This is a genomic window from Mycobacteriales bacterium, from assembly GCA_035550055.1.
GTDB lineage: Bacteria > Actinomycetota > Actinomycetes > JAFAQI01 > JAFAQI01 > DASZTV01.
In genome coordinates this window covers 44,887-70,242 of sequence record DASZRO010000072.1, presented here as the reverse complement: position 1 = coordinate 70,242, position 25,356 = coordinate 44,887, and the positions used below count along the sequence as shown (strand labels likewise).

At 70.5% G+C, this 25,356-nt stretch carries 27 protein-coding genes; 17 read left to right on the top strand and 10 right to left on the bottom strand.

Annotated features, from left to right (window positions below; translation table 11 throughout):
- Nucleotide 1 precedes the first annotated feature (1 nt).
- From VG899_10855 to VG899_10840, 4 genes are all read right to left on the bottom strand, one after another.
- Nucleotides 2–205: a cold-shock protein gene (locus VG899_10855; GenBank protein HWA66854.1), complete on the bottom strand. Its 204-nt coding sequence runs from the start codon at nucleotides 203–205 to the stop codon at nucleotides 2–4.
- Nucleotides 206–278: 73 nt separating this feature from the next.
- Complete coding sequence (locus tag VG899_10850) at nucleotides 279–1,430, bottom strand: serine hydrolase (protein HWA66853.1); 1,152 nt, start codon at nucleotides 1,428–1,430, stop codon at nucleotides 279–281.
- Between the two features lie 21 nt (nucleotides 1,431–1,451).
- A complete protein-coding gene (locus VG899_10845) occupies nucleotides 1,452–1,916 on the bottom strand; it encodes a PaaI family thioesterase (protein ID HWA66852.1) in 465 nt (154 codons plus the stop codon).
- Nucleotides 1,917–1,939: 23 nt separating this feature from the next.
- On the bottom strand, nucleotides 1,940–2,398 hold the full coding sequence (locus VG899_10840) for a gamma-glutamylcyclotransferase (GenBank protein ID HWA66851.1): 459 nt from the start codon (nucleotides 2,396–2,398) through the stop codon (nucleotides 1,940–1,942).
- A gap of 39 nt (nucleotides 2,399–2,437) precedes the next feature.
- Between VG899_10840 and VG899_10835 the strand changes: the two genes are divergently transcribed.
- On the top strand, nucleotides 2,438–3,829 hold the full coding sequence (locus VG899_10835; GenBank protein HWA66850.1) for an NAD(P)H-quinone dehydrogenase: 1,392 nt from the start codon (nucleotides 2,438–2,440) through the stop codon (nucleotides 3,827–3,829).
- A 1-nt stretch (nucleotide 3,830) separates the two neighbouring features.
- On the opposite strand, the gene VG899_10830 is transcribed toward VG899_10835, so the two are convergent.
- Nucleotides 3,831–5,582, bottom strand: coding sequence for a biotin carboxylase N-terminal domain-containing protein (locus tag VG899_10830; protein ID HWA66849.1), 1,752 nt, complete (start codon nucleotides 5,580–5,582; stop codon nucleotides 3,831–3,833).
- 127 nt (nucleotides 5,583–5,709) lie between these two features.
- Here VG899_10830 and VG899_10825 point away from each other — a divergent pair, with 127 nt between their 5' ends.
- The 3 genes from VG899_10825 to VG899_10815 all read left to right on the top strand — a co-directional run bounded on the left by VG899_10825 (nucleotide 5,710) and on the right by VG899_10815 (nucleotide 8,452).
- Nucleotides 5,710–6,831, top strand: coding sequence for a lactate 2-monooxygenase (locus VG899_10825; GenBank protein ID HWA66848.1), 1,122 nt, complete (start codon nucleotides 5,710–5,712; stop codon nucleotides 6,829–6,831).
- A gap of 83 nt (nucleotides 6,832–6,914) precedes the next feature.
- Complete coding sequence (locus tag VG899_10820; GenBank protein ID HWA66847.1) at nucleotides 6,915–7,700, top strand: ABC transporter permease; 786 nt, start codon at nucleotides 6,915–6,917, stop codon at nucleotides 7,698–7,700.
- Nucleotides 7,700–8,452 carry an ABC transporter ATP-binding protein gene (locus VG899_10815; protein HWA66846.1) on the top strand — a complete coding sequence of 251 codons (753 nt, stop codon included), beginning with the start codon at nucleotides 7,700–7,702 and terminating at the stop codon, nucleotides 8,450–8,452. The genes VG899_10820 and VG899_10815 overlap by 1 nt, the downstream gene beginning before the upstream one ends.
- On the opposite strand, the gene VG899_10810 is transcribed toward VG899_10815, so the two are convergent.
- A complete protein-coding gene (locus VG899_10810; protein HWA66845.1) occupies nucleotides 8,428–9,150 on the bottom strand; it encodes a polyprenol monophosphomannose synthase in 723 nt (240 codons plus the stop codon). The two genes, VG899_10815 and VG899_10810, sit on opposite strands and share 25 nt — an antisense overlap.
- Before the next feature lie 70 nt (nucleotides 9,151–9,220).
- Between VG899_10810 and ispD the strand changes: the two genes are divergently transcribed.
- Nucleotides 9,221–10,627, top strand: coding sequence for a 2-C-methyl-D-erythritol 4-phosphate cytidylyltransferase (gene ispD, locus VG899_10805; GenBank protein ID HWA66844.1), 1,407 nt, complete (start codon nucleotides 9,221–9,223; stop codon nucleotides 10,625–10,627).
- Here ispD and VG899_10800 read toward each other — a convergent pair.
- Nucleotides 10,624–10,824: an acyl-CoA carboxylase epsilon subunit gene (locus VG899_10800; GenBank protein ID HWA66843.1), complete on the bottom strand. Its 201-nt coding sequence runs from the start codon at nucleotides 10,822–10,824 to the stop codon at nucleotides 10,624–10,626. The two genes, ispD and VG899_10800, sit on opposite strands and share 4 nt — an antisense overlap.
- The gene (locus tag VG899_10795; GenBank protein ID HWA66842.1) at nucleotides 10,821–12,416 is read right to left on the bottom strand and encodes an acyl-CoA carboxylase subunit beta; all 1,596 of its coding nucleotides are present in this window, start codon (nucleotides 12,414–12,416) and stop codon (nucleotides 10,821–10,823) included. The genes VG899_10800 and VG899_10795 overlap by 4 nt, the downstream gene beginning before the upstream one ends.
- Before the next feature lie 20 nt (nucleotides 12,417–12,436).
- On the opposite strand from VG899_10795, the gene VG899_10790 reads away from it, so the two are divergent.
- From VG899_10790 to VG899_10760, 7 genes are all read left to right on the top strand, one after another.
- Nucleotides 12,437–13,243, top strand: a complete 807-nt coding sequence (locus tag VG899_10790; GenBank protein ID HWA66841.1) for a biotin--[acetyl-CoA-carboxylase] ligase — start codon at nucleotides 12,437–12,439, stop codon at nucleotides 13,241–13,243.
- Nucleotides 13,244–13,246: 3 nt separating this feature from the next.
- Nucleotides 13,247–13,747: a PH domain-containing protein gene (locus VG899_10785; GenBank protein ID HWA66840.1), complete on the top strand. Its 501-nt coding sequence runs from the start codon at nucleotides 13,247–13,249 to the stop codon at nucleotides 13,745–13,747.
- Nucleotides 13,748–13,781: 34 nt separating this feature from the next.
- Nucleotides 13,782–15,467 (top strand): CDP-glycerol glycerophosphotransferase family protein, encoded by a 1,686-nt coding sequence (locus VG899_10780; protein HWA66839.1) that lies wholly within the window; start codon nucleotides 13,782–13,784, stop codon nucleotides 15,465–15,467.
- Complete coding sequence (locus tag VG899_10775; protein HWA66838.1) at nucleotides 15,464–16,447, top strand: adenylate/guanylate cyclase domain-containing protein; 984 nt, start codon at nucleotides 15,464–15,466, stop codon at nucleotides 16,445–16,447. Before VG899_10780 ends, VG899_10775 begins: the two co-directional genes overlap by 4 nt.
- Entirely contained in the window at nucleotides 16,440–17,354 is a 915-nt protein-coding gene (locus tag VG899_10770; GenBank protein ID HWA66837.1) for a hydroxymethylglutaryl-CoA lyase, read from the top strand. Before VG899_10775 ends, VG899_10770 begins: the two co-directional genes overlap by 8 nt.
- On the top strand, nucleotides 17,351–17,872 hold the full coding sequence (locus VG899_10765) for a GNAT family N-acetyltransferase (GenBank protein HWA66836.1): 522 nt from the start codon (nucleotides 17,351–17,353) through the stop codon (nucleotides 17,870–17,872). Before VG899_10770 ends, VG899_10765 begins: the two co-directional genes overlap by 4 nt.
- 94 nt (nucleotides 17,873–17,966) lie before the next feature.
- Complete coding sequence (locus tag VG899_10760; protein HWA66835.1) at nucleotides 17,967–19,505, top strand: acyl-CoA carboxylase subunit beta; 1,539 nt, start codon at nucleotides 17,967–17,969, stop codon at nucleotides 19,503–19,505.
- Between the two features lie 7 nt (nucleotides 19,506–19,512).
- On the opposite strand, the gene VG899_10755 is transcribed toward VG899_10760, so the two are convergent.
- Complete coding sequence (locus VG899_10755) at nucleotides 19,513–19,992, bottom strand: GtrA family protein (GenBank protein ID HWA66834.1); 480 nt, start codon at nucleotides 19,990–19,992, stop codon at nucleotides 19,513–19,515.
- 69 nt (nucleotides 19,993–20,061) lie between these two features.
- Here VG899_10755 and VG899_10750 point away from each other — a divergent pair, with 69 nt between their 5' ends.
- From VG899_10750 to VG899_10730, 5 genes are read left to right on the top strand one after another with little or no spacing between them, the layout of a single operon-like run.
- Nucleotides 20,062–21,210: an acyl-CoA dehydrogenase family protein gene (locus tag VG899_10750; GenBank protein HWA66833.1), complete on the top strand. Its 1,149-nt coding sequence runs from the start codon at nucleotides 20,062–20,064 to the stop codon at nucleotides 21,208–21,210.
- A gap of 2 nt (nucleotides 21,211–21,212) precedes the next feature.
- Nucleotides 21,213–22,313, top strand: coding sequence for a 5-(carboxyamino)imidazole ribonucleotide synthase (locus VG899_10745; GenBank protein HWA66832.1), 1,101 nt, complete (start codon nucleotides 21,213–21,215; stop codon nucleotides 22,311–22,313).
- Nucleotides 22,310–22,816, top strand: coding sequence for a 5-(carboxyamino)imidazole ribonucleotide mutase (gene purE / locus VG899_10740; GenBank protein HWA66831.1), 507 nt, complete (start codon nucleotides 22,310–22,312; stop codon nucleotides 22,814–22,816). The genes VG899_10745 and purE overlap by 4 nt, the downstream gene beginning before the upstream one ends.
- Entirely contained in the window at nucleotides 22,813–24,045 is a 1,233-nt protein-coding gene (locus tag VG899_10735; GenBank protein ID HWA66830.1) for an isochorismate synthase, read from the top strand. The genes purE and VG899_10735 overlap by 4 nt, the downstream gene beginning before the upstream one ends.
- 32 nt (nucleotides 24,046–24,077) lie before the next feature.
- Nucleotides 24,078–24,539, top strand: a complete 462-nt coding sequence (locus VG899_10730; protein HWA66829.1) for an SRPBCC family protein — start codon at nucleotides 24,078–24,080, stop codon at nucleotides 24,537–24,539.
- Between the two features lie 106 nt (nucleotides 24,540–24,645).
- Here the strand turns inward: VG899_10730 and VG899_10725 are convergent, their stop codons facing one another.
- Complete coding sequence (locus VG899_10725; protein HWA66828.1) at nucleotides 24,646–25,353, bottom strand: dienelactone hydrolase family protein; 708 nt, start codon at nucleotides 25,351–25,353, stop codon at nucleotides 24,646–24,648.
- Nucleotides 25,354–25,356: the final 3 nt, after the last annotated feature.

Sequence of the window (25,356 nt, the reverse complement as noted above, 5' to 3'; positions counted from 1 at the left end):
CTCAGCTGCTGAGGCGGACCTTGTCGGCCTGCGGGCCCTTCTGGCCCTGGGTCACCTCGAACTCGACGCGCTGACCTTCTTCGAGGGTCTTGTAGCCCTCCATGTCGATGGCGCTGTAGTGCACGAAGACGTCACTGCCACCATCGACGGCGATGAAGCCGTAGCCCTTCTCGCCGTTGAACCACTTCACCGTGCCCTGCGCCACGACAACCCCAGCTGTTCGAGCGGATTTGCGCCGGACACTACAACCTCTCGCACCCGCGCGGTAGGGGTGATTCTCAGCCGGAGGGCACCCTCAGCCGTGCCTTGTCGCGTGCCGGCACGACCTTGCGCATCGCGTACATGCCTGCGCTGAACGCGGCCAGCATCACCACGAGCGCCTCGATCACCGGAACCGTCTTGCTGCGATGTCCCCCGGAACCACTGGTTGCGGGCGGGACGTACGCGCTGGCCTGTCGAACCACCGGCTGCACCGGCTGGAGCGGCTGGACCAGGGTGCCGACCGGCGTGACCTTGCCGCTGGCCTTGAAGCCCCAGTTGAGCAGGTCGGCCGCCATCGGCCACCAGATCGGGTAGGCGTGCATCAGGCTGACCAGGATGGTCTGCCCGTGCCGGGTGGCGGCGCCGACGTAGGTCGCATCGGCGGCCACGGTGTAGCCGTTCTTCCCGCCGATGTCGCCCTTGTAGTAGTAGAGCAGGTTGTTGTGGCTCTGGATCTGGAAGTGCCTGCCGCCCCGGGCCGGGATCTCGCTGCTGAGCTGGGTGATGTAGTGGCGAAACGCCGGGATCTTGAAGTCGTTCTGCGCGATCAGCGCGAGGTCGTAGGCAGACGTCGTCTCCCCGGGGCCGTCCAGGCCGCTCGGAGTGTCCGCGTGCGTGTCGTTGGCCTGTAGCACCTTGGCCTCGGCGTTCATCGCCTGCAGGGTGTCCTGGACGCTGCCGTACGCGTGCGCGAGGGCCTGTGCCGCGTCGTTCGCGCTCATCTCGAGCATGCATTGGAACAGCGTCGACACCTTGTACTTCATGCCGACCGACAACCCGGCCTTGGTGCCGTCCACGACCTCGTCGGCGTAGCTGACCCGCACCTTGGCGTTCGGGTCCAGCCTCGGGATCAGCGTCGCCGCGGTCAGCAGTTTCAGCGTGCTCGCCGGCAGGAAGCGCTCGTGAGGCGCTTTCGCGGCCAGAACCTGGCCCGTCGTGAGGTTGGCGACCAGCCAGGAGCTCGCTTGCAGCACCGAGTCGGGCGGCAGGGCAGGAGCGCCGGCCAGCGGCTGCACGATCTCCCCGTCGCCGGCGAGCAGTTCGCCGCCGATCGTGCGGGTCGGTGCCGCCGCGTGGGAACGCGGGCGCGCCACCGCTGCAGCGCTCGTCGGGGCTGTCAGGGCGACCAGAGTGACCGCGGCGAACGCGGCGGCCAAGCGTCGAACCATCCCCTCCACGGTATCGGGTGGCTAGGTTTCGACGCTTCTTTCGGCTGCGGGAGCGGCGGCGAGCCCGTCCGCGCCCAGTGACGGCCGGTCGCCGATGCGGACCGCTGTGAGCAACCCGACCGCGCACAGCCGGCCGCCGTTGCCGGCATCGCTCAGCCGTACCTCGACGACCGCGTCGCGCTTGCCGACCCGAAGCGGCCGACCGACCGCGACCGCCGGTCCGACCTTCAGCGGCGCCGTGAAGGAGATGGTCAGAGACTGGGTGGCGACGAGGCCGTCGAGCGCACGCGACGCGGCGGTCGCCCCCGCGGTGTCGAGCAGCGTCGCCACGAGGCCCCCTTCGACCGAGCCGGCGGGCCCTCGCAGCTCGTCGCGGACGTCGCACTGCACCGTGGCGGAGCCGTCAGCGGGCGGGTCGTCGAGGTCGTCCAGGTAGTGCATGCCGAGGTGGCGCTGCAACGGGGTGTGACCGAGCGGGACAGACACGGCGCAGAGTATGGCCGACGGCCTCAGGCCTCGTCGCCGCTGGTGCGGCACGGCCTGCTGCGCAGCTCGGCGACGTAGTCGTCCGGAGCGCCGGCGCGCTCGGCGGCGTCGGCCATCACCCCGAGGTAGCGGGCAGCGGGGCGGCCGCCTTCGTACCCGGCGAGGACGTAGATCCAGGCGAGCTGGACGCCGTCGAGGGTCTGCACCCGGACCCGGATCTTGCGGTAGAGCCCGGTCGTGGCGAACTCGATCTCGTCGAGCGCGGCCTCGTCGTAGGTCTCCAGGTCGTAGAGCATGACGAACACCCGGGATCCCGGATCCTCGACGACGGTCGCCAGTGCGCCTTCCCAGCCGAGATCCTCGCCGCCGAAGGTCAGCCGCCAACCCTCGAGCCATCCCGAGCCGCGGCACGGCGAATGCGGGCAGCGTTCGTGCATCTGCGCCGGATCGAGGTTCGACCCGTACGCCGCGTACACCGCCACGACACAAGACTGTAAGAGCGGGCGGGGAGAATGGACGGCGTGACGCGCATCGTGATTCTCGGCGGTGGACCTGGGGGCTACGAGGCGGCACTGGTCGCGGTCCAGCTCGGCGCGGAGGTCGTGCTCGTCGACCGGGACGGCATCGGCGGCGCGTGCGTGCTGGCCGACTGCGTCCCGTCCAAGACCCTGATCGCCACCAGCGAGTCGATCGCGGCGATGGAGGCGAGCGAGGCGCTGGGCATCCGTCCGGTCGCGGGAGGCGCGGCGAGCGACCACGTGGAGGTGGACGCCGCCACCGTCTACAGCCGCGTCAAGGCGCTCGCCGCCGCGCAGTCAGCGGACATCACCCGCCAGGTGGCGGGCGTCGGGGTGCGGGTGGTCAAGGGTTCCGGCGCGTTCGCCGGGCCGGGGCTGGTCGAGGTCACCAGCGCCGACGGCACCGAGACGTTGTCGGCGGACACCGTGCTGATCGCGACCGGCGCGTCCCCTCGGGTGCTGGTGGGCTCCGAGCCCGACGGCGAACGGATCCTCACTTGGCAGCAGGTCTACGACCTGCCGTCGTTGCCCGAACACCTGGTGGTCGTCGGATCGGGGGTGACCGGGGCGGAGTTCGCGAGCGCCTACCTCGCCCTCGGCAGCGAGGTGACGCTGGTGTCGAGCCGCGACCGCGTCATGCCCAGCGAGGACGAGGATGCCGCGCTGCTCATCGAGGACGTGTTCACCCGCCGGGGGATGAGCATCGTCAAGCAGGCCCGGGCGGCGGCGATCCGGCGTACCGACGGCGGCGTGGAGGTCACGCTGCGCGACGGTCGGACGGTGACCGGCTCGCACTGCCTGGTGACGGTCGGTTCGGTCCCGAACACCGCCGACATCGGGCTGGAGCGGGTCGGAGTGGCCACCGACGACGCGGGATATGTGAAGGTGGACCGGGTCTCACGCACCAACGTGCAGGGGATCTACGCGGCGGGAGACTGCACCGGCCTGTTGCTGCTGGCCTCGGTGGCCGCTATGCAGGGGCGGACCGCCATGTGGCACGCGCTGGGCGACGCGGTGATGCCGCTTCGGCTCGCGACGGTCGCGGCCAACGTCTTCACCGACCCGGAGATCGCGACGGTCGGCCTGCCGGCGGTGGAGGCGGCGGCGGAGCGCGGCGGGCTTCGTGAGGTCAAGCTGCCGCTGGCGACCAACGCCCGCGCGAAGATGCAGGGCATCGAGGACGGGTTCGTGAAGCTCTACTGCCGGCCGTCAGGATCCGTGCTCGGCGGCGTCGTCGTCGCGCCGCGCGCCAGCGAGCTGATCCTGCCGGTGTCCCTCGCCGTACAGCACGGCCTCAACGTCGACCAGCTCGCGCACACCTTCACGATCTACCCGTCGATCAGCGGCAGCATCACCGAAGCCGCCCGCCAGCTGCACCTGTCCGTGCAGGACTGACCTACGCGGGCGTGATCTCGCAGAGGACGTTGCCGGAGCTGACCACGTCGCCGACCGCGGCGCCGAGGCCGCTGACCGTACCGGCTTGATGGGCGTTGATCGGCTGCTCCATCTTCATCGCCTCGAGGACGACGATCAGGTCGCCCGCTTCGACGATGTCGCCGTCGGCGACCGCGACCTTGACGATCGTGCCCTGCATCGGCGCCGTCACCGAGTCGCCGCTCGCGGCGCTCTTGCCGGCTGACGCCTTGTGGGCCGACGGCGGCTTGCGCCCGCCCGCGGCGGCCGCCGGCCGCGCCGCGGCCAGACCGCCCGGCACCGACACCTCCAGGCGCCGGCCGCCGACCTCGACCGTGATCCGCTCCCGGTCGGCAGTGGAGGCGTCGGCGCTGTCGCCGTCGTACGGCGGGACCGACCCGGTCCACTCGGTCTCGATCCAGCGGGTGTGCACCCGGAACGGCTCGTCGACGAAGTCGGGCTCGTGCAGCACCACGCGGTGGAACGGGATGAGCGTCGGCATGCCGCCGACCTCGAAGTCGGCCAGCGCCCGCCGGGACCGCTCGATCGCCTCGAGCCGGGTCGCGCCGGTGACGATCAGCTTGCCGAGCAGCGAGTCGTAGGCGGCGGGCACCGTGTCGCCGACGACGTAACCGGCGTCCATCCGTACGCCGGGTCCTGACGGCACCTGCCACTTGGTGACGGTGCCGGGAGCGGGCAGGAAGCCGCGTCCGGCGTCCTCCGCGTTGATCCGGAACTCGAAGGCGTGCCCGCGCGGCGCCGGGTCGTCGAAGTCGAGCGTCTCCCCGTCGGCGATCCGGAACTGCTGGCGGACCAGGTCGGCGCCGCTGACCTCCTCGGTCACCGGGTGCTCGACCTGCAGCCGGGTGTTGACCTCGAGGAAGGAGACCAGCCCGTCGGGGGCGACGAGGAACTCGCAGGTCCCGGCGCCGACGTAGCCGGCCTCCTTCGCGATCGCCTTGCTCGCCGAGTACAGCCGCTCGAGCTGCTCGTCGGTGAGGAACGGCGCCGGCGCTTCCTCGACGACCTTCTGGTAGCGCCGCTGCAGGGAGCAGTCGCGAGTGCCGACCACGACCACGTTGCCTTGCTGGTCGGCGAGGATCTGGGTCTCGACGTGGCGCGGCTTGTCGAGGTAGCGCTCGACGAAGCACTCGCCGCGACCGAACGCCGCCACCGCCTCGCGGACCGCGCTCTCGTAGAGGTCGGCGATCTCGTCGCGGCTGCGCGCGACCTTCAGGCCGCGCCCGCCGCCGCCGTACGCGGCCTTGATCGCGATCGGCAGGCCGTGCTCGTCGGCGAACGCGATCACCTCGTCCACGCCCGCGACCGGGTCGGGGGTGCCGGGGGTGAGCGGCGCGCCGACCTTGGCCGCGATGTGGCGGGCCTTGACCTTGTCGCCGAGCGCGTCGATCGCGGCGGGCGGTGGACCGATCCAGGTGAGGCCCGCGTCGATCACGGCCTGGGCGAACTCGGCATTCTCGGCCAGGAAGCCGTAGCCGGGGTGCACCGCGTCGGCGCCCGCGCGCCGCGCGACGTCGAGGATCTTCGCGATGTTCAGGTAGGTGTCGGCGGGCGTGGCGCCGCCGAGCGCGTAGGCCTCGTCGGCAAGCTTCGCGTGCTGGGCGTCGAGGTCGGGGTCGGCGTAGATGGCGACGCTGCCGATGCCGGAGTCGCGGCATGCCCTGATGACCCGGATCGCGATCTCGCCCCGGTTGGCGACCAGCACCTTGCGCATGGCAGAGACTCTATTCAGTACCGGCCCGTAACGTTTTGGTAGGTCGCCGCCACGCGGTGCTGGCTAGGGTGCACGCGTGAGCCGGCCGCCCTTCTCCGCCTACCAGTACGAGATCTACCTGGGCGGCATGCTGGGCACGAAGCCCGAGCTGCCGATGTCGGTCGACGCGCTCGAAGCGGCCGCCCGCGAGATCCTCTCGCCGGAGGCGTTCGGCTACGTCGCCGGCAGCGCGGGCACCGAGTCGACCGCTCGCGCCAACCGGGAGGCGTTCGAGCGACACCGGATCGTGCCGCGCTTCCTCGGTCAGGACGTTTCGGTACGTGACCTGTCCACCACCGTGCTCGGTACGCCGATGCCGGCGCCGGTCGTGCTCGGGCCGGTCGGAGTGCAGGGGATCGTGCACCCCGACGCCGAGCTCGCGGTGGCGCGGGCGGTGTCCGACCTGGCACTGCCGATGGCGCTGTCGACGGTGTCGTCCTATGGGATGGAGGACGTCGCCGCGGCGTGCGGCGACTCGCCGCGCTGGTACCAGCTCTACTGGCCGAGGGACCGCGAGGTGGGGGCGTCGTTCCTCGCCCGTGCCAAGGCCGCGGGGTTCTCGGCGCTGCTGCTCACCCTCGACACCTTCATCCTCGCGTGGCGGCCGCGTGACCTCGTCAACGGCTACCTGCCTTTCCTGTCACGCCTCGGTCTGGCCAACTACGAGTCGGACCCGGCGTTCCTCGCCGGCCTGTCGGCGAGCCCGGAGGAGGACCCGACCGCGTCCGTCATGCGCTGGCAGTCGATGTTCGGCGACCCGGCCAACACGTGGGCGGACCTGGCGTGGGTGCGCGAACACTGGGACGGCCCGATCGCGCTGAAGGGCGTGCTGCATCCCGACGACGCCCGCCGCGCCGTCGACGCCGGCATGGACGGCATCCTGGTCTCCAACCACGGTGGCCGGCAGATCGACGGCTCGATCGCCGCCCTCGACGCCTTGCCCGGTGTCGTCGAGGCAGTCGACGGCCGCGCAGAGGTGCTGTTCGACTCCGGCATCCGGACCGGGTCCGACGTGATGAAGGCGCTCGCGCTCGGCGCGAAGGCAGTGCTGCTCGGCCGACCGTACGTCTACGGACTCGCCGTCGCCGGGGAGGCCGGCGTACGCCACGTCGTCCGATCCCTGCTCGCCGAGCTCGAGCTCTCCATGGCACTCGCCGGATGCGCAACGCTGGCAGATATCGGGCCGGAGCTGCTGACCCGGATACCGTGATCGGCACTATGCCGGATGTTGCGTCGAGCCTTGCCGGGCTTCGATTTCGCAGGCTCCACGAGGGGACGCAGATCCGCTCCGCGGTGGGCCAGCCCATCGCAGACCGGATCTACGGCATCTGGGACCGGCGCGACGTGCTGCGCATGCTCGTCGACCGCGGCCTGCGCAACAAGTACGCGAACTCCGTCCTCGGCTACGCCTGGTCCCTGCTCGAACCGGCGATGCTGGTCGTCACCTACTTCCTGCTGCTCAAGATCTTTCACCGCTCGCAGCCGAAGTACCCGCTGTTCATCACGTCGGTGATCCTGCCGTGGCAGTGGTTCGCGACCGTCGTCAACTCCGCGCCGAAGACGCTGCGGCAGAACTCGCGGCTGATCACCTCGATCGCGCTGCCGCGCGAGATCTACCCGCTGGCCGACGTCGTGGTGAAGGCGGTCGAGTTCGCGCTCAGCCTGCCCGTCCTGCTGCTCGTCGCTTGGATCTACCGGGCGAAGCCGTCGGGCTACGTGTTCCTGTGGCCGTTGGCGCTGTTGTTCGAGCTGATGATCTGCGTCGGTCTCGCCCTGCTGCTGTCCGCGCTCAACACGGTGCTGCGCGACATCGAGCGCGGCATCGGCATCGTGATCCGGATGATGTTCTACGTCGTACCGATCCTGTATCCGCTGATCAGCCTGTCGCCGGCGATGCGGCACTGGGAGGCCTACAACCCGATCGTCGGCATCCTGGAGATCAGCCGTGCGGTGTGGTTGCCGGCGTACTGGACCGGGTGGTGGCCGGTCGAGTGCTCCGCCGTCGGCGCGGTCGTGATCCTGATCGCCGGGTTCAGCGTGTTCGCCCGGCTCGAGCGCGCGGTCCTCAAAGAGCTCTGATGCCGCCCAGACCCAAGGACGCGATCGTCGTCAAGGACGTCGGCATCAAGTTCGCGATCAACCGGCGCCGGCGGATCGGCGTCAAGAACCTGCTGCTCGAAGGGCGCACCGCGGCGACCGGCGAGGGTGAGTACTGGCCGTTCCGCCACATCTCCTTCCGCGTCAAGAAGGGCGAGTCCGTCGGGATCGTCGGGCGCAACGGGTGCGGCAAGAGCACGCTGCTACGCCTCGTCGCGGGCGTGATGCTGCCCGACGAGGGCACCATCCAGGTCAACGGCGGGGTGGGCGCGATGATCGAGCTGTCGGCCGGCTTCGTCAGCGACCTCACCGCGCGGGAGAACGTCTACCTGATCTCCTCGCTGCACGGCTTCAGCCGCCAGCAGACCGACGAGCGCTTCGACGACATCATGAAGTGGGCGGGCGTCGAGCGCTTCGTCGACACCCCCGTCATGCACTTCTCCAGCGGCATGCGCGCTCGTCTCGCGTTCTCGATCGTCACGCGGATGGAGGAGCCGATCCTGCTCGTCGACGAGGTGCTCGCGGTCGGCGACAAGGCCTTCCGGCAGAAGTGCGGGGTGGTCATCGACGGCATGCTCGGCGAGGGCCGGACGATGCTGCTCGTGTCCCACAACGAGAACGACCTGCGGCGCTGGTGCCAGCGTGGGGTCTACCTGCGACGCGAGCTGCCGCCGTTCCAGGGACCGATCGAGGAGGTCCTCGAGATGTACTACGCCGACGAGGACCGCGAGTAGCGCCGTCGCATCGCCGGTACGCCGCGCAGCGCCTCGATCGCGATCTGCGTCGACATCTTGGAGCTGCCCGCGACGCGCTCGTGGAACACGATCGGGATCTCCACGATGCGCGCTCCGGCCGCGCGCGCCCGGGTCGTCATCTCGATCTGGAAGGCGTACCCGTCGCTGGCGGTACGGGTGACGTCGAGGCGCCCGAGCAGCTCCGCGCGCCAGGCCTTGAACCCGCCGGTCAGGTCCCGGATCGGGCTGGCGAGGACGGCGCGCGCATAGACGTTGCCGGCGCGGGAGAGCGCCTGCCGGTGCCTGCTCCAGCCGCTGACGCTGCCGCCCTTGACGTAGCGCGACCCGATGACGAGATCGGCGTCGGCGCTCGCCTCGACCAGCCGGTCGATGTCGGCGGGTTGGTGGGAGCCATCGGCATCCATCTGCACGACGAGCTCGGGGGAGAGCTGCGCGAGGGCGTGGGAGAACCCGGCCGCGTAGGCCTTGCCGAGCCCGGCCTTGCCGCTACGGCTGAGCAGGCTGATGCGCTGCGGTTGCCCGGCGTGGAGCTTCTCGACGATCTCGCCGGTGCCGTCCGGAGAGCTGTCGTCGACCACGAGCAGATGTGGTGCGCACGGCCGCGCGAGGACCTCGGCGGCAATCGCTTCGATGTTGTCCCGTTCGTTGTACGTCGGCATCACGACGACTACGGACATCGGGTCAGGGTATCCGCCGTACCTGAAGACAAACCGAGACCGCTGAGGTCACCGACTAATGTCCCGTGGCATGGCTGGGACGGCACAGGCGGCGAGCCGGCTGCGCACCGTCGGCGTCGTGCTGGCGGGCGGGGTCGGCACGCGAGTGGGGCTGAACATCCCCAAGCAGCTGCTCAAGATCGCCGGCAAGCCGGTGATCGAGCACACCCTCGCGGCCTTCGAGGCGGCCCCTGAAATCGACGAGATCATCGTGCTGATGGCGCCGGACCACCTTGACGCGGTCAACGCCATCGTCGCCGGCCGCGGCTTCCGCAAGGTGAGTGCGGTGATCGAGGGCGGGCAGACCCGAAACGACTCGACGCGCAACGCCATCGCCCATCTCGGCGAGCAGGAGTGCAACGTCTTGTTCCACGACGCGGTGCGCCCGCTGGTGAGCCCGCGGATCATCCGCGAGTGCGTCAACGCGCTGCGTGACTACGAAGCCGTCGATGTCGCGATTGCCTCCGCCGACACGATCGTGGTCGTCGACACCGACGACGTGATCACCGACATCCCCGACCGTTCCACCCTGCGTCGCGGGCAGACACCGCAGGGGTTCCGGCTCTCGACCATCAGGCGGGCCTACGAGCGCGCCTGGCAGGATCCCGGCTTCGCGGCGACGGACGACTGCAGCGTCGTGCTGAAGTACCTGCCCGACGTCGCGATCCACGTGGTCGAAGGCTCCGACCAGAACATGAAGGTGACGGCGCCGGTCGACCTGTTCATCGCCGACAAGCTGTTCCAGCTCGGCTCGGCCGCCGTGGCTGCCCTGCCCACGCCGGCTGCCTACGCCGAGGCGTTGCGCGGCCGTGTCGCGGTGGTGTTCGGCGGCAGCTCGGGCATCGGCGCCCACATCGTCTCGCTGCTCGAGTCCTACGGCGCCACCGTCTTCTCCTTCAGCCGCTCGGCGACCGGGACGGACGTCGGCAAGGCGGCCGACATCCGCGCTGCCCTCGAGACCGCGCACGGCCGGCACGGCCGGATCGACTTCATCGTCGTGACGGCGGGGCTGCTCACAACCGGCGATTTGGCCGACGCCGACGACGCCGCGGTCGAGGAGACGATCGCGGCGAACTACGTCGGGCCGGTCCAGGTGGCCCGACTCGGCGTCGGCTATCTCGAGCAGACGAAAGGCCAGCTGCTGCTGTTCACCTCGAGCAGCTACACCCGCGGCCGCGCGGGCTACAGCCTCTACTCCTCGACCAAGGCGGCTGTCGTCAACCTCACCCAGGCCCTCGCCGACGAGTGGCTGCCGCTCGGGGTGCGGGTCAACTGCGTCAACCCGGAGCGGACGGCGACGCCGATGCGGGAGAAGGCGTTCGGCGTCGAGCCGGCGTCCGAGCTGCTCGAGCCCGGCGAAGTCGCGCGAACCTCTGTCGACGTACTCGTGTCGGACATCACCGGCCTGGTGATCGACGTACGCCGCGAGCTCCCTTAGACCTTCGTGCGGGTGCCCTTGACGAGGCCGCTGGCAACCCACGGGTGCAGCGGTTGGCGCAGCGGCTTCGGCTCGGCGACCGGCGCTGCGCCGCGGAGCGCGACCGCCGCGACGAGCGCGGCGAGCTCCTCGTCGGTGGGCTCACCGCCGCGAACGATCCGCAACCGCGGCGGGTCTTCTGCGGTGGGCGGGTTCACAGCGGGATGTTTCCGTGCTTCTTGGGCGGCAGCGACTCCCGCTTGGTGCGCAGCAGGCGCAACGCCCGGATCACCTCGAGCCGGGTCGCCGACGGCTTGATGACCGCGTCCACGTAGCCGCGCTCGGCCGCGATATAGGGGTTCGCGAAGTGGTCCTCGTAGTCCGCGACCAGCTCCTTGCGGGTCGCATCGGGGTCTGCCGCGTCGGCGAGGGTGCGGCGGTGAAGGATGTTGACCGCGCCCTGCGCGCCCATGACCGCGATCTCGGCGGTCGGCCAGGCGAGGTTCACGTCGGCACGAAGGTGCTTCGAGCCCATGACGTCGTAGGCGCCGCCGTAGGCCTTGCGGGTGATGACCGTGACCTTGGGCACGGTCGCTTCTGCGTAGGCGTAGAGCAGCTTCGCGCCGCGGCGGATGATGCCGTTCCATTCCTGCGCGGTTCCGGGCAGGAAGCCGGGTACGTCGACGAACGTCAGCACCGGGATGTTGAACGCGTCGCAGGTGCGTACGAAGCGCGCGGCCTTCTCCGAGGCGTCGATGTCCAGCGTGCCGGCGAACTGCATGGGCTGGTTGGCGACGACACCGACCGAGTGACCGTCGATCCGGGCGAAGCCGCAGACGATGTTGGGCGCGAACAGCTCCTGGACCTGCAGGAAGTCGCCGTCGTCGACGACGTGTTCGATGACCGTGACGATGTCGTAGGGCTGGTTCGCGGAGTCGGGGATGAACGTGTCGAGGAACGCCTCGGGCTGCTCGCTGTCGAGATCGACCTCGTCGTAGGACGGCGCCTGCTCCATGTTGTTGCTGGGCAGGAACGCCAGCAGAGCGCGGGTCAGCTCGAGGGCCTCGGTCTCGTCGGCGGACATGAAGTGGGCGACGCCGGACTTCGAGTTGTGCGTGTGAGCGCCGCCGAGGTCCTCCATCGTCACGTCCTCGCCGGTCACCGTCTTGATGACGTCCGGGCCGGTGATGAACATGTGCGAGGTCTGGTCGACCATCACGGTGAAGTCGGTGATCGCCGGGGAGTACACCGCGCCCCCTGCGCACGGGCCCATGATCAGCGAGATCTGCGGGATCACACCGGAAGCCATCACGTTGCGGTAGAAGATCTCGGCGTACAGGCCGAGTGCGACGACGCCCTCCTGGATCCGGGCGCCGCCGGAGTCGTTGATGCCGACGACGGGGCAGCCGGTCTTCATTGCGAGGTCCATGACCTTGCAGATCTTCTCGCCGAACACCTCGCCGAGGGACCCGCCGAAGACCGTGAAGTCCTGGCTGAACACGCAGATCTGACGGCCGTGAACGGTGCCGTGGCCGGTGACGACGCCGTCGCCGTACGGGCGGGTCTCGTACATGTCGAAGTCGTGGGCGCGATGCCGCATGAACGCGTCGAGCTCGACGAACGACCCTGGGTCGAGCAGCGCCTCGATGCGTTCGCGGGCGGTCATCTTGCCCTTGGCGTGCTGCTTCTCGACAGCCGCCTGCGAGGCGGCGTGGACGGCCTCGTCGATGTGACGTTCGAGCTCGGCGATCCGGCCGGCGGTCGAGCGAGGATCGATGGCGTCGCCGGACGATGCAGCCTGTGCGGTCATGAGGTCGTAGCGTACGGCGGGTGGGGGTCTCACCTTGGAGCGACCTGGCTCGTCCGCCGCTGTCGGCTGTCCGGCTGCAGCGCGATCTCGCGGGGGACCTGTGGCGCGAGATCCGCGTCGTGGACACCGCGGTCTCGACCAACGCCGATCTCGCGGTCGAGGCCAAGCAGGGCGCACCGGAGGGGCTCGTGCTGGTCGCTGAGCATCAGACCTCGGGGCGGGGCCGGCTGGACAGGCAGTGGGAGTCGCCGGCGCGCGCCGGCCTCACCTTCTCCGCGCTGTTGCGGCCGTCGCTCGACCTGTCCCATCTGAGCCTGCTGCCGTTGATCGCCGGTCTTGCGACCGTCGAAGCGATCGCGGCCGTGTCGGGGGTCGAAGCGAGGCTGAAGTGGCCCAACGACATCCTCGTCGAAGGTCGCAAGCTCGGCGGCCTGCTGGTCGAGATCGCCGGTGGCGCGGCGGTGGTCGGCATCGGCATCAACGTGTCCACCCGCGACATCGAGCTCCCGGTCGAGCGGGCCACGAGCATCGCCCTGGCCGGAGGCGTCACCGACCGCGAGCCGTTGCTGAAGGAAGTGCTGCGCTCGCTGGCGCGTCGCTACTCGGCCTGGCGCTGGTCCGGCGACCCGGCGTCGGTGATGCCGGCCTACCGCGAGCGCTGCGAGACGATCGGCGCGGAAGTGGAGCTCGAGCTGCCCGGGGGAGATGTCGTGCGCGGGATCGCCGTCGACGTCGACGACAACGGCCGCCTGATCGTCACCAGCGTCGAGACCGGGGAGCGGCACGCCTGGTTGGTCGGCGACGTGACACACGTACGAAGGGCATAGGACATGGGGTTCCCGGAGAACATCCTCGACAGCGACGAGCACGTCATCCGCAATCTGCGGCCGCACTGGCGCAAGGTCGCCGGGCCGGTGGTGCTCGCTCCGATCGTGGTCGGCCTGGCGTCGTACGGCTGGTTCTCGCTACCCGACGACTCGGCCCGCAAGGTGCTGCGTTGGGTGATCCTGCTGGCCGCCCTGGTGATCCTCCTCTGGTGGTCGTTGCGTCCCTTCCTGTTCTGGCTGACGACCCGCTACGTCGTCACCGACCGGCGCGTGCTGATGCGCCACGGCGTGCTGTCGCGCAACGGTCGTGACGTCCCGCTCACCCGCGTCAACGACGTGTCGTTCAACCGCAGTGTCGTCGAGCGGCTGTTCGGGTCCGGGACCCTGGTCATCGAGTCGGCGGGAGACCGCGGCCAGGTCGCGCTCAGCGACGTACCGCACGTAGAAGCGGTGCAACGCGACATCTACCGGCTGGTCGAGGACGAGGCGCAGCGGCTGCGCTGATCCCGCCCGGGCCGGCGTTCGCTTTGATAGTCGCGTGGAGACGCTGACCTTCCCGGTGCCCGGGCTGCGTGGCTGGGCACTCGTCGGTGCGCTCCTCGCCGCGTTCGCCCTCGCGATCGCCGCTGCCGGCGAAGGCTGGAAGTGGGTCGTCGTCGCCGCGCTCGCATTCGGCTTTCTCCTCGAGCTGGTGGCGGCTCGGCTCGCCCCTCGCGCGGTCGAGCTGATGCGCGAGTCCGGACTGACCATGCCGGTCCGCCTGGCGATCGCGTCGATCCCGCTCGTCGTGCTCGCCGCGACCTGCCTGTCGACGGCACTCACCGTCGGGGCGGCCGTCGTCGCGGTCGTCGTGGTCGTCTCGTCGGCGGCACTCGAGCGGTTGCAGCTGTGGGTGGTCCGGGTACGCCGGGTGCCGTTGCGGGCCCGCCGCCTCGACCTCGGCGGCTTCCGGCTGCCGCCCAAGGCGCCCCGGTTCGCGATGAGCCCGATGGGCACGGATGCGGTCTACCCGCTGTTGGCCTCAGTCGGGCTGGCGGTGTCCGCGCAGCTCGGCGGACGGCTCGCCGCTTCGGTCGGATTGGTGGTCGCCGGCATCGCCGCCGCGGTCGCGCCCGGATGGCTCGGGGTGCTCCTCGCCCGCGATCTGCGCTCGGGCCTGCGCGAGCGCGCCGTCGCCGCGACCTCCGCCGCGGTCGAGAAGCTGCGCCCGGAGGTCGTGCTCTACTTCTCCGGCGTCGTCGAGGAGCTCTACCAGCTGCGGATGTGGTTCGCGCCGGTCGCCAAGCTGAACCGCCGGACGCTCGTCGTCGTCCGCAGCGACCTCGCCATGGACCAGCTCGACCGGGTGCCGTTCCCGGTGGTGTCGTCGCCGTACAACGGGATGATCGACGCGCTGCCGCTGCCGCCCCGGGTGGTGACGTTGTTTGCGACGCACAGCGGCAACAACCTGTCGATGGTCCGGCGCCGCGAGACGTACTGCGTCTTCGTGGGACACGGGGACAGCGACAAGCCCGACAGCTCCAACCCGTACGCGCGGCTCTACGACGAGGTCTGGGTCGCCGGTCCGCTCGGCCGGCGCAGGTACGCCGAAGCCGGGGTGGGGATCCGCGACGAAGCGATCCACGAGGTCGGCCGGCCGCAGTTCGTCCCGCCCGACGAGCCGCCGCCGAGCCCGCCGGTGATCGTGTACGCGCCGACCTGGGAAGGCTGGGGTGGTGACGACCATCACAGCTCGCTGGCCCACGCCGGCCTCGCCCTCGTCGAACGGCTCCTCGCGACGGCGGGCATCCGGGTGCAGTACCGGCCGCATCCGTTGACCGGCGTGCGTGACCCCGTCGTACGTCGGATCAACCGGCAGATCATCGAACGGGTCGGGCGGGTCGGCGAAGGGGAGCGGATCGAGACCACGTTCGCGCGCGCTTCGGCGCTCGTCACCGACGTGTCGAGCACGATCTCGGAGTACCTGCCGTTCGACCGTCCCTACGCGCTCATCGACACGAGGCCGCTCGGCCGCCGCGCCTACACAAGGCGGTTCCCGTCCTCGGCGGGCGGCTTCCTGCTCGGACCGGACCTCGCCGGCCTCGACCGGTTCGTCGCCGCGGCACAGGGCGGCAGCGATCCCTCCGCCCGGGCCCGCCGTGCATTGATCGCCGACGCGCTCGGCGACCCCGCAACCTCCCAAGAGCGCTTCGCCGCAGCGGTCGATCGGGCGCTGTCGGCATGACCGAGCAACCGGGCCAGTTCGATCCGGCGGACCTCGAGCGCGAGCTGCTCGGTGGCGAGCGCCGCTACACCCGCCATCAGGTGGCTGAGCAGGCGGGGGTGTCGCTCGAGCGCAGCGTCGAGCTGTGGAACGCCCTGGGCTTCGCCGACGTCGGTGACGACGTGCTCGCCTTCACCGACCGGGACATCTGGGCGCTGCGGACGGTCACGGCGCTCGGCGCTGCCGGCTGGCTCGACGAGGATCTTCAGGTCTCCATGGCGCGGGCGCTCGGACAGTCGTTGTCCCGGCTCGCCGACTGGCAGCTTGCCGCCATCGCCGCGACCATCGACCCGGATCTGGATCCCGACCAGGCGATGCGGCGCGCCGAGGAGCTCGTCCCGATCGTCGAGCAGCTGATCGGCTATGTCTGGCGCCGGCACCTCGCCGCCGCGGCCGGACGGGCGCTGGCAGCCGGCGCAGAGGAGCTCGCCGCGGGCACGATCGCCGTCGGCTTCGCCGACCTGGTCGGCTTCACGAGCCTGACCCGCGAGATCGACGAGCAACAGCTCGCCGAGCTCGTGGAACGCTTCGAGAGCCTCGCTTCGGACATCGTCGCCACCAGCGGCGGGCGGGTGATCAAGACGATCGGCGACGAGGTGCTCTTCGTCGCCGACGACGTCGCGACGGCGGCGGAGATCGGCACCCGGCTCGGCGAGCTCTCCCAGCACTCGTCGCTGCCGGACCTGCGGGTCGGCATGGCCTACGGCCCGGTGGTGTCCCGGCTCGGCGACGTCTACGGCGAGCCGGTCAACCTGGCCAGCCGGCTCACCTCGATCGCCCGGCCCGGCGCGGTGCTGATCGACCGTGAGTTCGCCGACCGGCTCGAAGGCAATCCCGCCTGGCGACTGCGCCGGGTGCCGCCCCGGCCGGTCCGCGGCTACGCACTGCTCCAGCCCATCCGGCTGCGCCGCGCGGCCGACGTAGGCTCGCCTCGTGAGTGACCTCCCCGCGACGCTGAGCCTTCGCGAGGTCGGCCCGCGAGACGGGCTGCAGAACGAGGCGCCGGTCTCGACGCAGGCGAAGGTCGAGCTGCTCGATGCGCTCTCTGCGACCGGCGTCGGCCGGATCGAGGCGGTGAGCTTCGTCTCACCCAAGGCCATCCCGCAGATGGCCGACGCCGACGACGTATGGGCGGGCATCGCCCGCAACGCCGACGTCCGCTACTCCGCTCTCGTGCCCAACCTTCGCGGCGCGCAGCGGGCACTGAGCGCAGGCTTCCGTGAGATCGAGGTCGTGGTGTCGGCCTCGGACACCCACAACCGCAAGAACATCAATCGTGGGACCGACGAGTCCCTGGACGAGATCGCGGAGCTGATCGAGACCGCGCACAGCGTCGATGCGAAGGTGCAGGTCGTCGTCGCGACCGCGTGGGGATGCCCGTACGAAGGTGATGTCCCGGTCGAGCGAGTGGTGTCGGTCGCCGGCCGCGCCCTAGCCGACGGCGCCGACGGCATCTCCTTCGGTGACACCACGGGCATGGCAACTCCCGGACGGGTGACACGGCTGATCGGCGAGCTGCGCTCGGCCCACCCGGCCGCGGCGGTCAACCTGCACTTCCACAACACCAGGGGCACCGGCCTGGCCAACGTGGTGGCCGCGCTGCAGCTCGGTGTCAACGACTTCGACGCCAGCGTCGGGGGACTCGGGGGCTGTCCGTACGCCCCGGGCGCCAGCGGCAACGTGGCGACCGAGGAGCTCGTCCACATGGTCGAGGACATGGGCGTGTCGACCGGCATCGACCTGGAGGCGATGATCGACGCCGCGGCGACGGCCGAGCGCATCGTCGGGCGGACGTTGCCGAGCCAGGTCCTGCGCGCGGGGCCGCGCACCCGGCTCGCCGCCCAGTGAGCGAGCCGGGGGGCAGCGCAGCGGTCGAGACTCGCTGTGCGGTGCCGGCCGACCTGCCGGCGCTGACCGCGATCTACAACCACTACATCGTGCACACCGCCGCGACCTTCGACATCGAGCCGTTCGAAGTCGCTGCCCGCGAGGCCTGGTTCAGCCACTACTCGACAACCGGGCCGTACCGGCTGTTCGTCGCGGTGCAGGACGGCGAGGTCGTCGGCTACGCGAGCAGCAGCCGGTTCCGCCCGAAGCCGGCGTACGACACCTCGGTGGAGGTGACGGTCTATCTCCACCCGCGGGTGACCGCGTCGGGGATCGGAACCGCGCTGTATCGCCGGCTGTTCGGGGAGCTGCGCAGCGAGCCGCTGCATCGGGCGTACGCGGTCATCGCGCTGCCGAACTCGGCCTCGGTGGCGCTGCACACGAAGTTCGGCTTCGCCGAGGCCGGCACGCTGACCCAGGCCGGCCGCAAGTTCGACAAGTGGTGGGACGTGCTCCACATGGAGTGTGCGATCAACTGACCGCCGGGGCTCGGCGATGGTGAGAACGCCCACGGTGGCGCACCTCGTGCTCCTCTAGTCTCGCCGTGAGACGCCGGCGGAGCCGGCTGCGATCATGGCGGCGGGTGGGAAAGAGGACGTGGACATCCAGAAGCTGCGCGAGCAGATCGAGCGTGGCGGCGCCGAGAAGTATCACGCCGCCAACGCGGAGTCCGGGAAGCTCTTCGCCCGCGAGCGGATCAGGCTGCTCGTCGACGACGGCTCGTTCGTCGAGGACGGGATGTTCGCCAACGCGGTCGCCGGCGACCTCCCGGCCGACGGCGTCATCACCGGCGTCGCGCGCATCGACGGCCGTCAGGTCTGCCTGATGGCCAACGACTCCACCGTCAAGGCCGGCTCCTGGGGTGCCCGCACGGTGGAGAAGATCATCCGGATCATCGAGCAGGCGGTGGCCCTCGGTGTTCCGATGGTGTGGCTGGTCGACTCGGCCGGCGCCCGGATCACCGACCAGGTGCAGATGTTCCCGGGACGCCGGGGCGCGGGGCGGATCTTCTACAACCAGGTGAAGGCCAGCGGCGCCATCCCGCAGGTGTGCGCGCTGTTCGGTCCCAGTGCGGCCGGCGGCGCCTACATCCCGGCGTTCTGCGACGTGGTCGTGATGGTGGACGGCAACGCCTCGATGTACCTCGGCTCCGCCCGCATGGTCGAGATGGTCGTCGGGGAGAAGACCACGCTCGAGGAGATGGGCGGTGCCCGGATGCACTGCACCGTCTCGGGTGTCGGCCACTTCCTGGCACCCGACGAGTCGAGCGCCATCGACACGGTGCGTCGCTACCTGTCCTACCTGCCCTCGAACTGGCAGCACGCCGCGCCGGCGATCGAGCCGGCGCCGCCCGGCAACGGCGACCTGCGCGCGTTGGTGCCGGACAATGACCGGCAGGCCTACGACATGCGCCGATACATCGCCGCGCTGCTCGACGACGGATCGTTCTTCCAGATTCATGAGCTGTGGGCGAAGGAGATCGTCGTCGGGTTCGGGCGGCTCGACGGCGAGGTCGTCGGGGTCGTCGCGAACAACCCGATGATCAAAGGCGGTGTCCTGTTCGTCGACTCCGCTGACAAGGCGGCGCGGTTCATCCAGCTGTGTGACGCGTTCAACGTGCCGTTGCTCTTCCTCGCCGACGTACCCGGCTTCATGGTCGGCACCGCAGTCGAGCGCGAGGGCATCATCCGGCACGGCGCAAAGCTGATCACCGCCGTGTGCGAGGCCACGGTGCCGAAGCTGTCGGTGGTCGTCCGCAAGGCCTACGGCGCCGGGCTCTACGCGATGGCCGGCCCGGCGTTCGGCACCGACGCGACGATCGCGCTGCCGACGGCGCAGATCGCCGTCATGGGAGCGGAGGCCGCGGTCAACGCGGTCTACTACAACCAGATCCAGAAGATCTCCGACCCGGCCGAGCGCGAGGAGTTCGTCGCAAAGCGACGTGCGGAGTACGACGAGGACATCGACATCGTCCACCTGGCGAGTGAGCTCGTCGTCGACGCGATCGTGGAGCCCGAGGACCTGCGTGCCGAGCTGATCGCTCGGTTCGCGGCGTACCGCGGGAAGGACCGCACCTTCGCTCGGCGTCGGCACGGCGTGACGCCGGTCTGAGACCGGCTCAGACCAGGGCCGCCTCGGCGGCCTCCTGCTCGGCCACGCTGTCGTCGAGGAACACCCAGCGGCGGAACGCCCAGAACCGCCAGACGGTCCCGACGCCGGTCCCGACGATGGTCGAGGAGATGTTGTAGGACAGCGGCGAGTCCAGGCCCATCAGGTACTTGGTGATCCCCAGCGGCAGCTCTGACAGGCCGAGTCCCACGACCGAGAGCGCGAGGAACAGCGGCAGCTCCCGGCGCAACCCGGTCTTGTCCCGGTCGCGCCAGGTCCAGTGCCGGTTCGCGAAGTAGGACAGCGTCGCGGCGATGATCGTCGCCAGGCCGAAGCTGGTGAGCGGACCGAGATTCGCGCCGAAGTGGAACAGGTTGCTGAGCACGGTCGTGAGCACGAATGCCGCGGCGCCGATGACACCGAACTTCGCGATCTCGTGGATGAGCACCTCGAAGGTGTCGTAGAGGTGCCGGGCACGCGTGCGAACCACGACATCGAGGCTACGGCGCAGCCGTCGGAGCGCGTTAAGGCCGGGTTCGGATGCATGCGAAAATCAACTGTGGACCACCGGCTGAGCGATGAGCACGAAGCGTTGCGCGCGAGTGTGGCGGCGTTCGCCCGCGACGTCGTCGCGCCGCAAGCCGAGCAGGCCGACCGGACCGGTGAGTTCCCCTACGACGTCATCCGCCAAATGGGCCAGATGGGGCTGTTCGGGCTGCCGTTCCCCGAGGAGTACGGCGGGATGGGTGGCGACTTTCTCGCCCTCTGTCTCGCCATCGAGGAGCTCGCCCGCGCTGACTCCAGCGTGGCGATCACCCTCGAGGCGGCGGTCGGGCTCGGCTCGATGCCGGTGTTCCGGTTCGGGACCGAGGAGCAGCGCAAGGAGTGGCTGCCGTCGCTGTGCAGCGGCGAGAAGCTCGCGGCGTTCGGCCTGACCGAGCCGGGCGGCGGCTCCGACGCCGGCAACCCCCGGACCCGCGCGGTGCTCGACGCCGACGAATGGGTCGTCAACGGGACCAAGGCGTTCATCACCAACTCCGGCACCGACATCACGAACCTCGTGACGGTGCTGTGCCGGACCGGGGAGCGTGCCGCCGGCAAGCCCGAGCTGACCTCGATCATGGTGCCGGTCCCACACGCCGGGTTCAGCCCGTCGAAGAAGTACGACAAGGTGGGTTGGCACGCCAGTGACACCCGCGAGCTGTCCTTCGAGGACTGCCGGGTGCCCGCGGACAACGTGCTCGGCGAGCGTGGCCGCGGCTACGCGCAGTTCCTCTCGACCCTCGACGAGGGCCGGATCGCGATCTCGGCGCTCGCCGTCGGGCTCGCCCAGGCCTGTGTCGACGAGTCCGTGCGCTACGCCCGCGAGCGCGAGGCCTTCGGAGCGCCGATCGGGACCTATCAGGCGGTCGCGTTCCGGATCGCCGACATGGAGATGCGTACCCACGTCGCGCGCTGTGCCTACCTCGACGCCGCGTCGCGGATGCTGGCCGGCGAGAGCTTCAAGCGGGAAGCCGCGATCGCCAAGCTGTACTCGTCGACCATCGCCGTCGACAACGCGCGTGACGCCACGCAGGTCTTCGGGGGCTACGGGTTCATGAACGAGTTCGCCGTCGCCCGGCACTGGCGTGACGCGAAGATCCTGGAGATCGGCGAGGGCACGTCGGAGATCCAGCGGATGCTCATCGCCCGAGACCTCGGGCTGTAGGGATGGTCACGAGCACGACCGGCCTTCCGGTGGTGGGCATGGTCGGAGCCGGTCAGCTCGCCCGGATGACCCATCAGGCCGCGATCGCGCTCGGTCTCACCTTGCGGGTGCTCGCCGACAGTCCCGAGGACGGCGCCGCGCTCGTCACCCCCGAGGTCGAGATCGGCGCGGCCACCGATCGCGAGGCGATCGAGCGCTTCGCCAAAGGCTGCGACGTCGTGACCTTCGACCACGAGCACGTGCCGAACGACATCGTGTCGTCGCTGAGCGCGCTCGGGGCGGTCATGCGGCCGGGTGCCTCGGCGCTGCGCTACGCCCAGGACAAGCGCGCGATGCGACAGCGCCTCGGTGAGCTCGACATCCCGATGCCTCGCTGGTCGAACGATCCTGACGAGCTCGCCCGGCCCTGTGTCGCCAAGGCGGTCCGCGGCGGGTACGACGGCCGCGGCGTGTGGTTCGTCGCCGACGGCGACCCGCTGCCGCAGGGGGATCTGATCTTCGAGGAGCGCGTGACGATCGTCCACGAGCTCGCGGTGCAGGTCGCGCGCACCCCGTCGGGCAAGACCCGATGCTGGCCGGTGGTCGAGACGGTGCAGGCCGACGGCATCTGCGTGGAGGTGATCGCGCCGGCACCGCGGCTCAGTCACGCGCTGGCGGCCGAGGCGCAGGCGCTCGCCGTACGCATCGCCGACGCGTTGGGTGTCGTCGGCGTGCTTGCCGTCGAGCTCTTCGAGGTGCCGGGTGGCCTGCTGGTGAACGAGCTTGCGATGCGGCCGCACAACTCCGGCCACTGGTCGATCGAGGGCGCCGCGACCAGCCAGTTCGAACAGCACCTGCGAGCGGTGCTGGACTGGCCGCTCGGCGACACCCGCAACCGGACGCCGGTGACGGCGATGGCCAACCTGCTCGGCGGCGCCAACACCAACCTCGCGAAGTCGCTGCCGGCGGCGCTTGCCGCCGTACCGAACTGCTCGGTGCATCTGTACGGCAAGGCGGCTCGGCCCGGTCGCAAGCTCGGCCACGTCACCGCGCTGGGCAGTGACGTCGAGGAGACCCGTGAGCGGGCCCGCACCGCGGTCGAGATCCTGAGGGGCGACGCATGAGCACTGCTGTGGTCGGGATCGTGATGGGCAGCGACTCGGACTGGCCGACGATGCAGCCTGCGGCGGACGCGCTCGCCGAGTTCGGCGTCGAGTGCGAGATCCGCGTCGTGTCGGCGCACCGGACGCCAGCGGACATGCTGGAGTACGGCGCGAGCGCCGCCGACCGCGGCCTGCGCGTCATCATCGCCGGCGCCGGTGGCGCGGCTCACCTGCCCGGGATGCTGGCGTCGGTGACGCCGCTGCCGGTCATCGGCGTACCCGTGCCGCTGGCCCACCTCGACGGGATCGACTCGTTGCTGTCGATCGTGCAGATGCCTGCCGGTGTGCCGGTGGCCACCGTGTCGGTGGCGGGTGCCCGCAACGCCGGCCTGCTCGCCGTACGGATGCTCGGCATGTCCGACCCGCAGCTGCGCGACGCGATGGTCGGCTTCCAGGCCTCGCTCGCCGACGCCGCCCGCGCGAAGAACGACGCCCTGCGAGACGCGCTCGGCGGCGACGGGTGAACGCCGCAGTCGCCGCGGTCGAAGCGGCGGAGCTGGTGGCGTGGACGGTCGAGGTCGACGACCCCGGCGAGCTGTTGACGTGGTTGCCGGCCGGCGCCGCGTTCGGCTTCCTGCGCGGCGGCGACGGCATCGTGGGGTGGGGCGAGGCGGCACGGCTGAGCACCCGTGATCCGGCAGAGGTGTCGGCGGCGCTCACCGCGATCACGTCGCGCGACGACGTCGGGCTGCCGGGCTGCGGGCCGGTCGCGATCGTGTCGTTGGGGTTCGACCCGGCGCTCGACGCGTCCGTGGTCGTCGTACCGCAGGTCGTCCTCGGTCGCCGCGACGGGCGGTCGTGGGTGACCCTGGTCAACCCTCCCGGCGCCGTTGCGGTGCCGCCGTTGCGCCGCCGGCCGGTCGCGGCGGCGACCGCCCCGCCGGCGACGGTGACCGCGACCGTGCCCGACGAGGACGCCTGGGCGGCCGCGGTCGCGCAGGCGGTCGCAGCGATTCGCGCGGGTTCGATCGACAAGGTCGTGCTGGCCCGCGCCATCGAGGTGACCGCGCCCGCCGCGATCGACCCTCGTGCGGTGGCGGCGCGGCTCGCCCGACGGTTCCCGTCGTGCTTCACGTTCGTCTGCGACGGGTTGGTCGGCGCGTCCCCCGAGCTGCTGGTACGCCGGGTCGGGCGCCACGCGGAGTCGATCGTGCTGGCCGGCACGGTGCGCCGGGGCAGCGACGCCGACGAAGACGCCGCGCTGGAGCACGAGCTGGTCTCGTCGGCGAAGAACGCGATCGAGCACCGCCTCGCGGCGGATTCGGTCCGAGAGACGTTCAGCGAGCTGGCGGTCGACGTCGTGAGCGACCCCACGCCGCAGCTGCTGCGACTGGCCAACGTGACCCACCTCGCGACACACGTCGAGGCGTGGCTGGGCGCCTCGCCGCCCACCGCCCTGGAGCTGGCCGCGCGTCTGCACCCCACCGCGGCGGTCGGCGGCGTGCCGCAGCCGGCCGCACTCGCGATGATCACCGAGTTGGAGGCCGGGCCGCGAGGGCGCTACGCCGGCCCGGTCGGCTGGCTGGACGCGAAGGGCGACGGCGAGTTCGCGATCGCGCTGCGGTGCGCTCAGCTCTGCGGTGACACCGCCCAGCTGTGGGCGGGCGCCGGCGTCGTCGCCGACTCGGACCCCTCGGCCGAGGTTGCGGAGACCACCGCCAAGTTCGACGCCGTACTCTCCGCCCTGCTCTGACGCTTCTGACAGCGAGGCGCTTGAATACCCCCATGGGCGAGCGACTCGAGATTTCGCGGGACATTGCAGCCTCACCCGAGGCGGTCTACGCCGCAATCTCTGATGTGACGCGGATGGGCGAGTGGTCGGCCGAGTGCCACAGCTGCCACTGGCACGAGGGGTTCGACGGCCCCACCGTCGGTGCGACCTTCGACGGTCACAACCGCAACGGTGACAAGGACTGGACCTCGCAGGGCAAGGTCATCGAGGCCGATCCAGGCAGGGCCTTCGCCTTCGAGTGCTCGATGTATGACTTCCACTTCTCGACGTGGGGCTATCGCATCGAGGCGACCGAGTCGGGGTGCCGGGTCACCGAGTGGACCGAGGACCTGCGACCGGAGTCCGCGCTGGAGATGAGCAAGCAGATGTCGGGGGTCGACGACCGTACCGAGCGCAACCGGCAGACGATGAGCGGCACCCTCGAGCGGCTCGCCGCCGCGCTAGAGGGCGCCTGACCCCGCCCTCCTCGATTCGAAGTAGCACACAAAGGCCGCAGCGAAACGGACATACGACGCACAATGGGCGACTCGGCAGGAGCTTGTGTGCTACTTCGAACGGAGGTCAGGCGAGTTTGGCCTTGAGGAAGTCGACGGCGCGGGTCCAGGCGAGGTCGGCCTGCTCGCCGTCGTAAGTGCCGAGCAGGTTGTCGTCGTTGTGGAACGCGTGCCCGGCCGGGTAGTAGAAGTACTCGACCTCTGCGCCTGACTCGGTCTTGATCTGCTCGGCCTGCTTGCGCGCCTCGTCGACCGGGAAGAAGTCGTCGTTCTCGGCGTAGTGGCCCTGGATCGCGGCACGGATCCCGGAGTAGACGTCCGGGGTGGCCGGCCCGACGCCGTAGAACGGTACGGCGGCGGCGATGTGCTCGCCCTGCTGGGCGGCCAGCATCAAGACGAACCCGCCGCCCATGCAGAAGCCGATCGCGCCGACCTTGGCGCCGGTGACCGCCGGGTTGGCGAGCAGGTAGTCGACCGCGCCCGCCAGATCCTGCGCCGCCTTCTCGACCGGCAGCGCCATCATCAGCGAGCCGGCCTCGTCGGAGTCGTGGGTGGTCTTGCCGCCGTACAGGTCCGGCGCGAGGGCCACGAAGCCCGCGGCCGCGAGCGCGTCGGCTTGCCGCGCGATGTAGTCGGTGAGCCCCCACCACTCCTGGATCACGATGACGCCCGGGCCGCTGCCCGACGCCGGCGTCGCGAGGTAGCCGTGGGCGTGGTCGCCGTTGCTCGGGAAGGTGACGTTCTGCCGCGGGTTGTCGTCGTGCTCGTGCGCCATCTC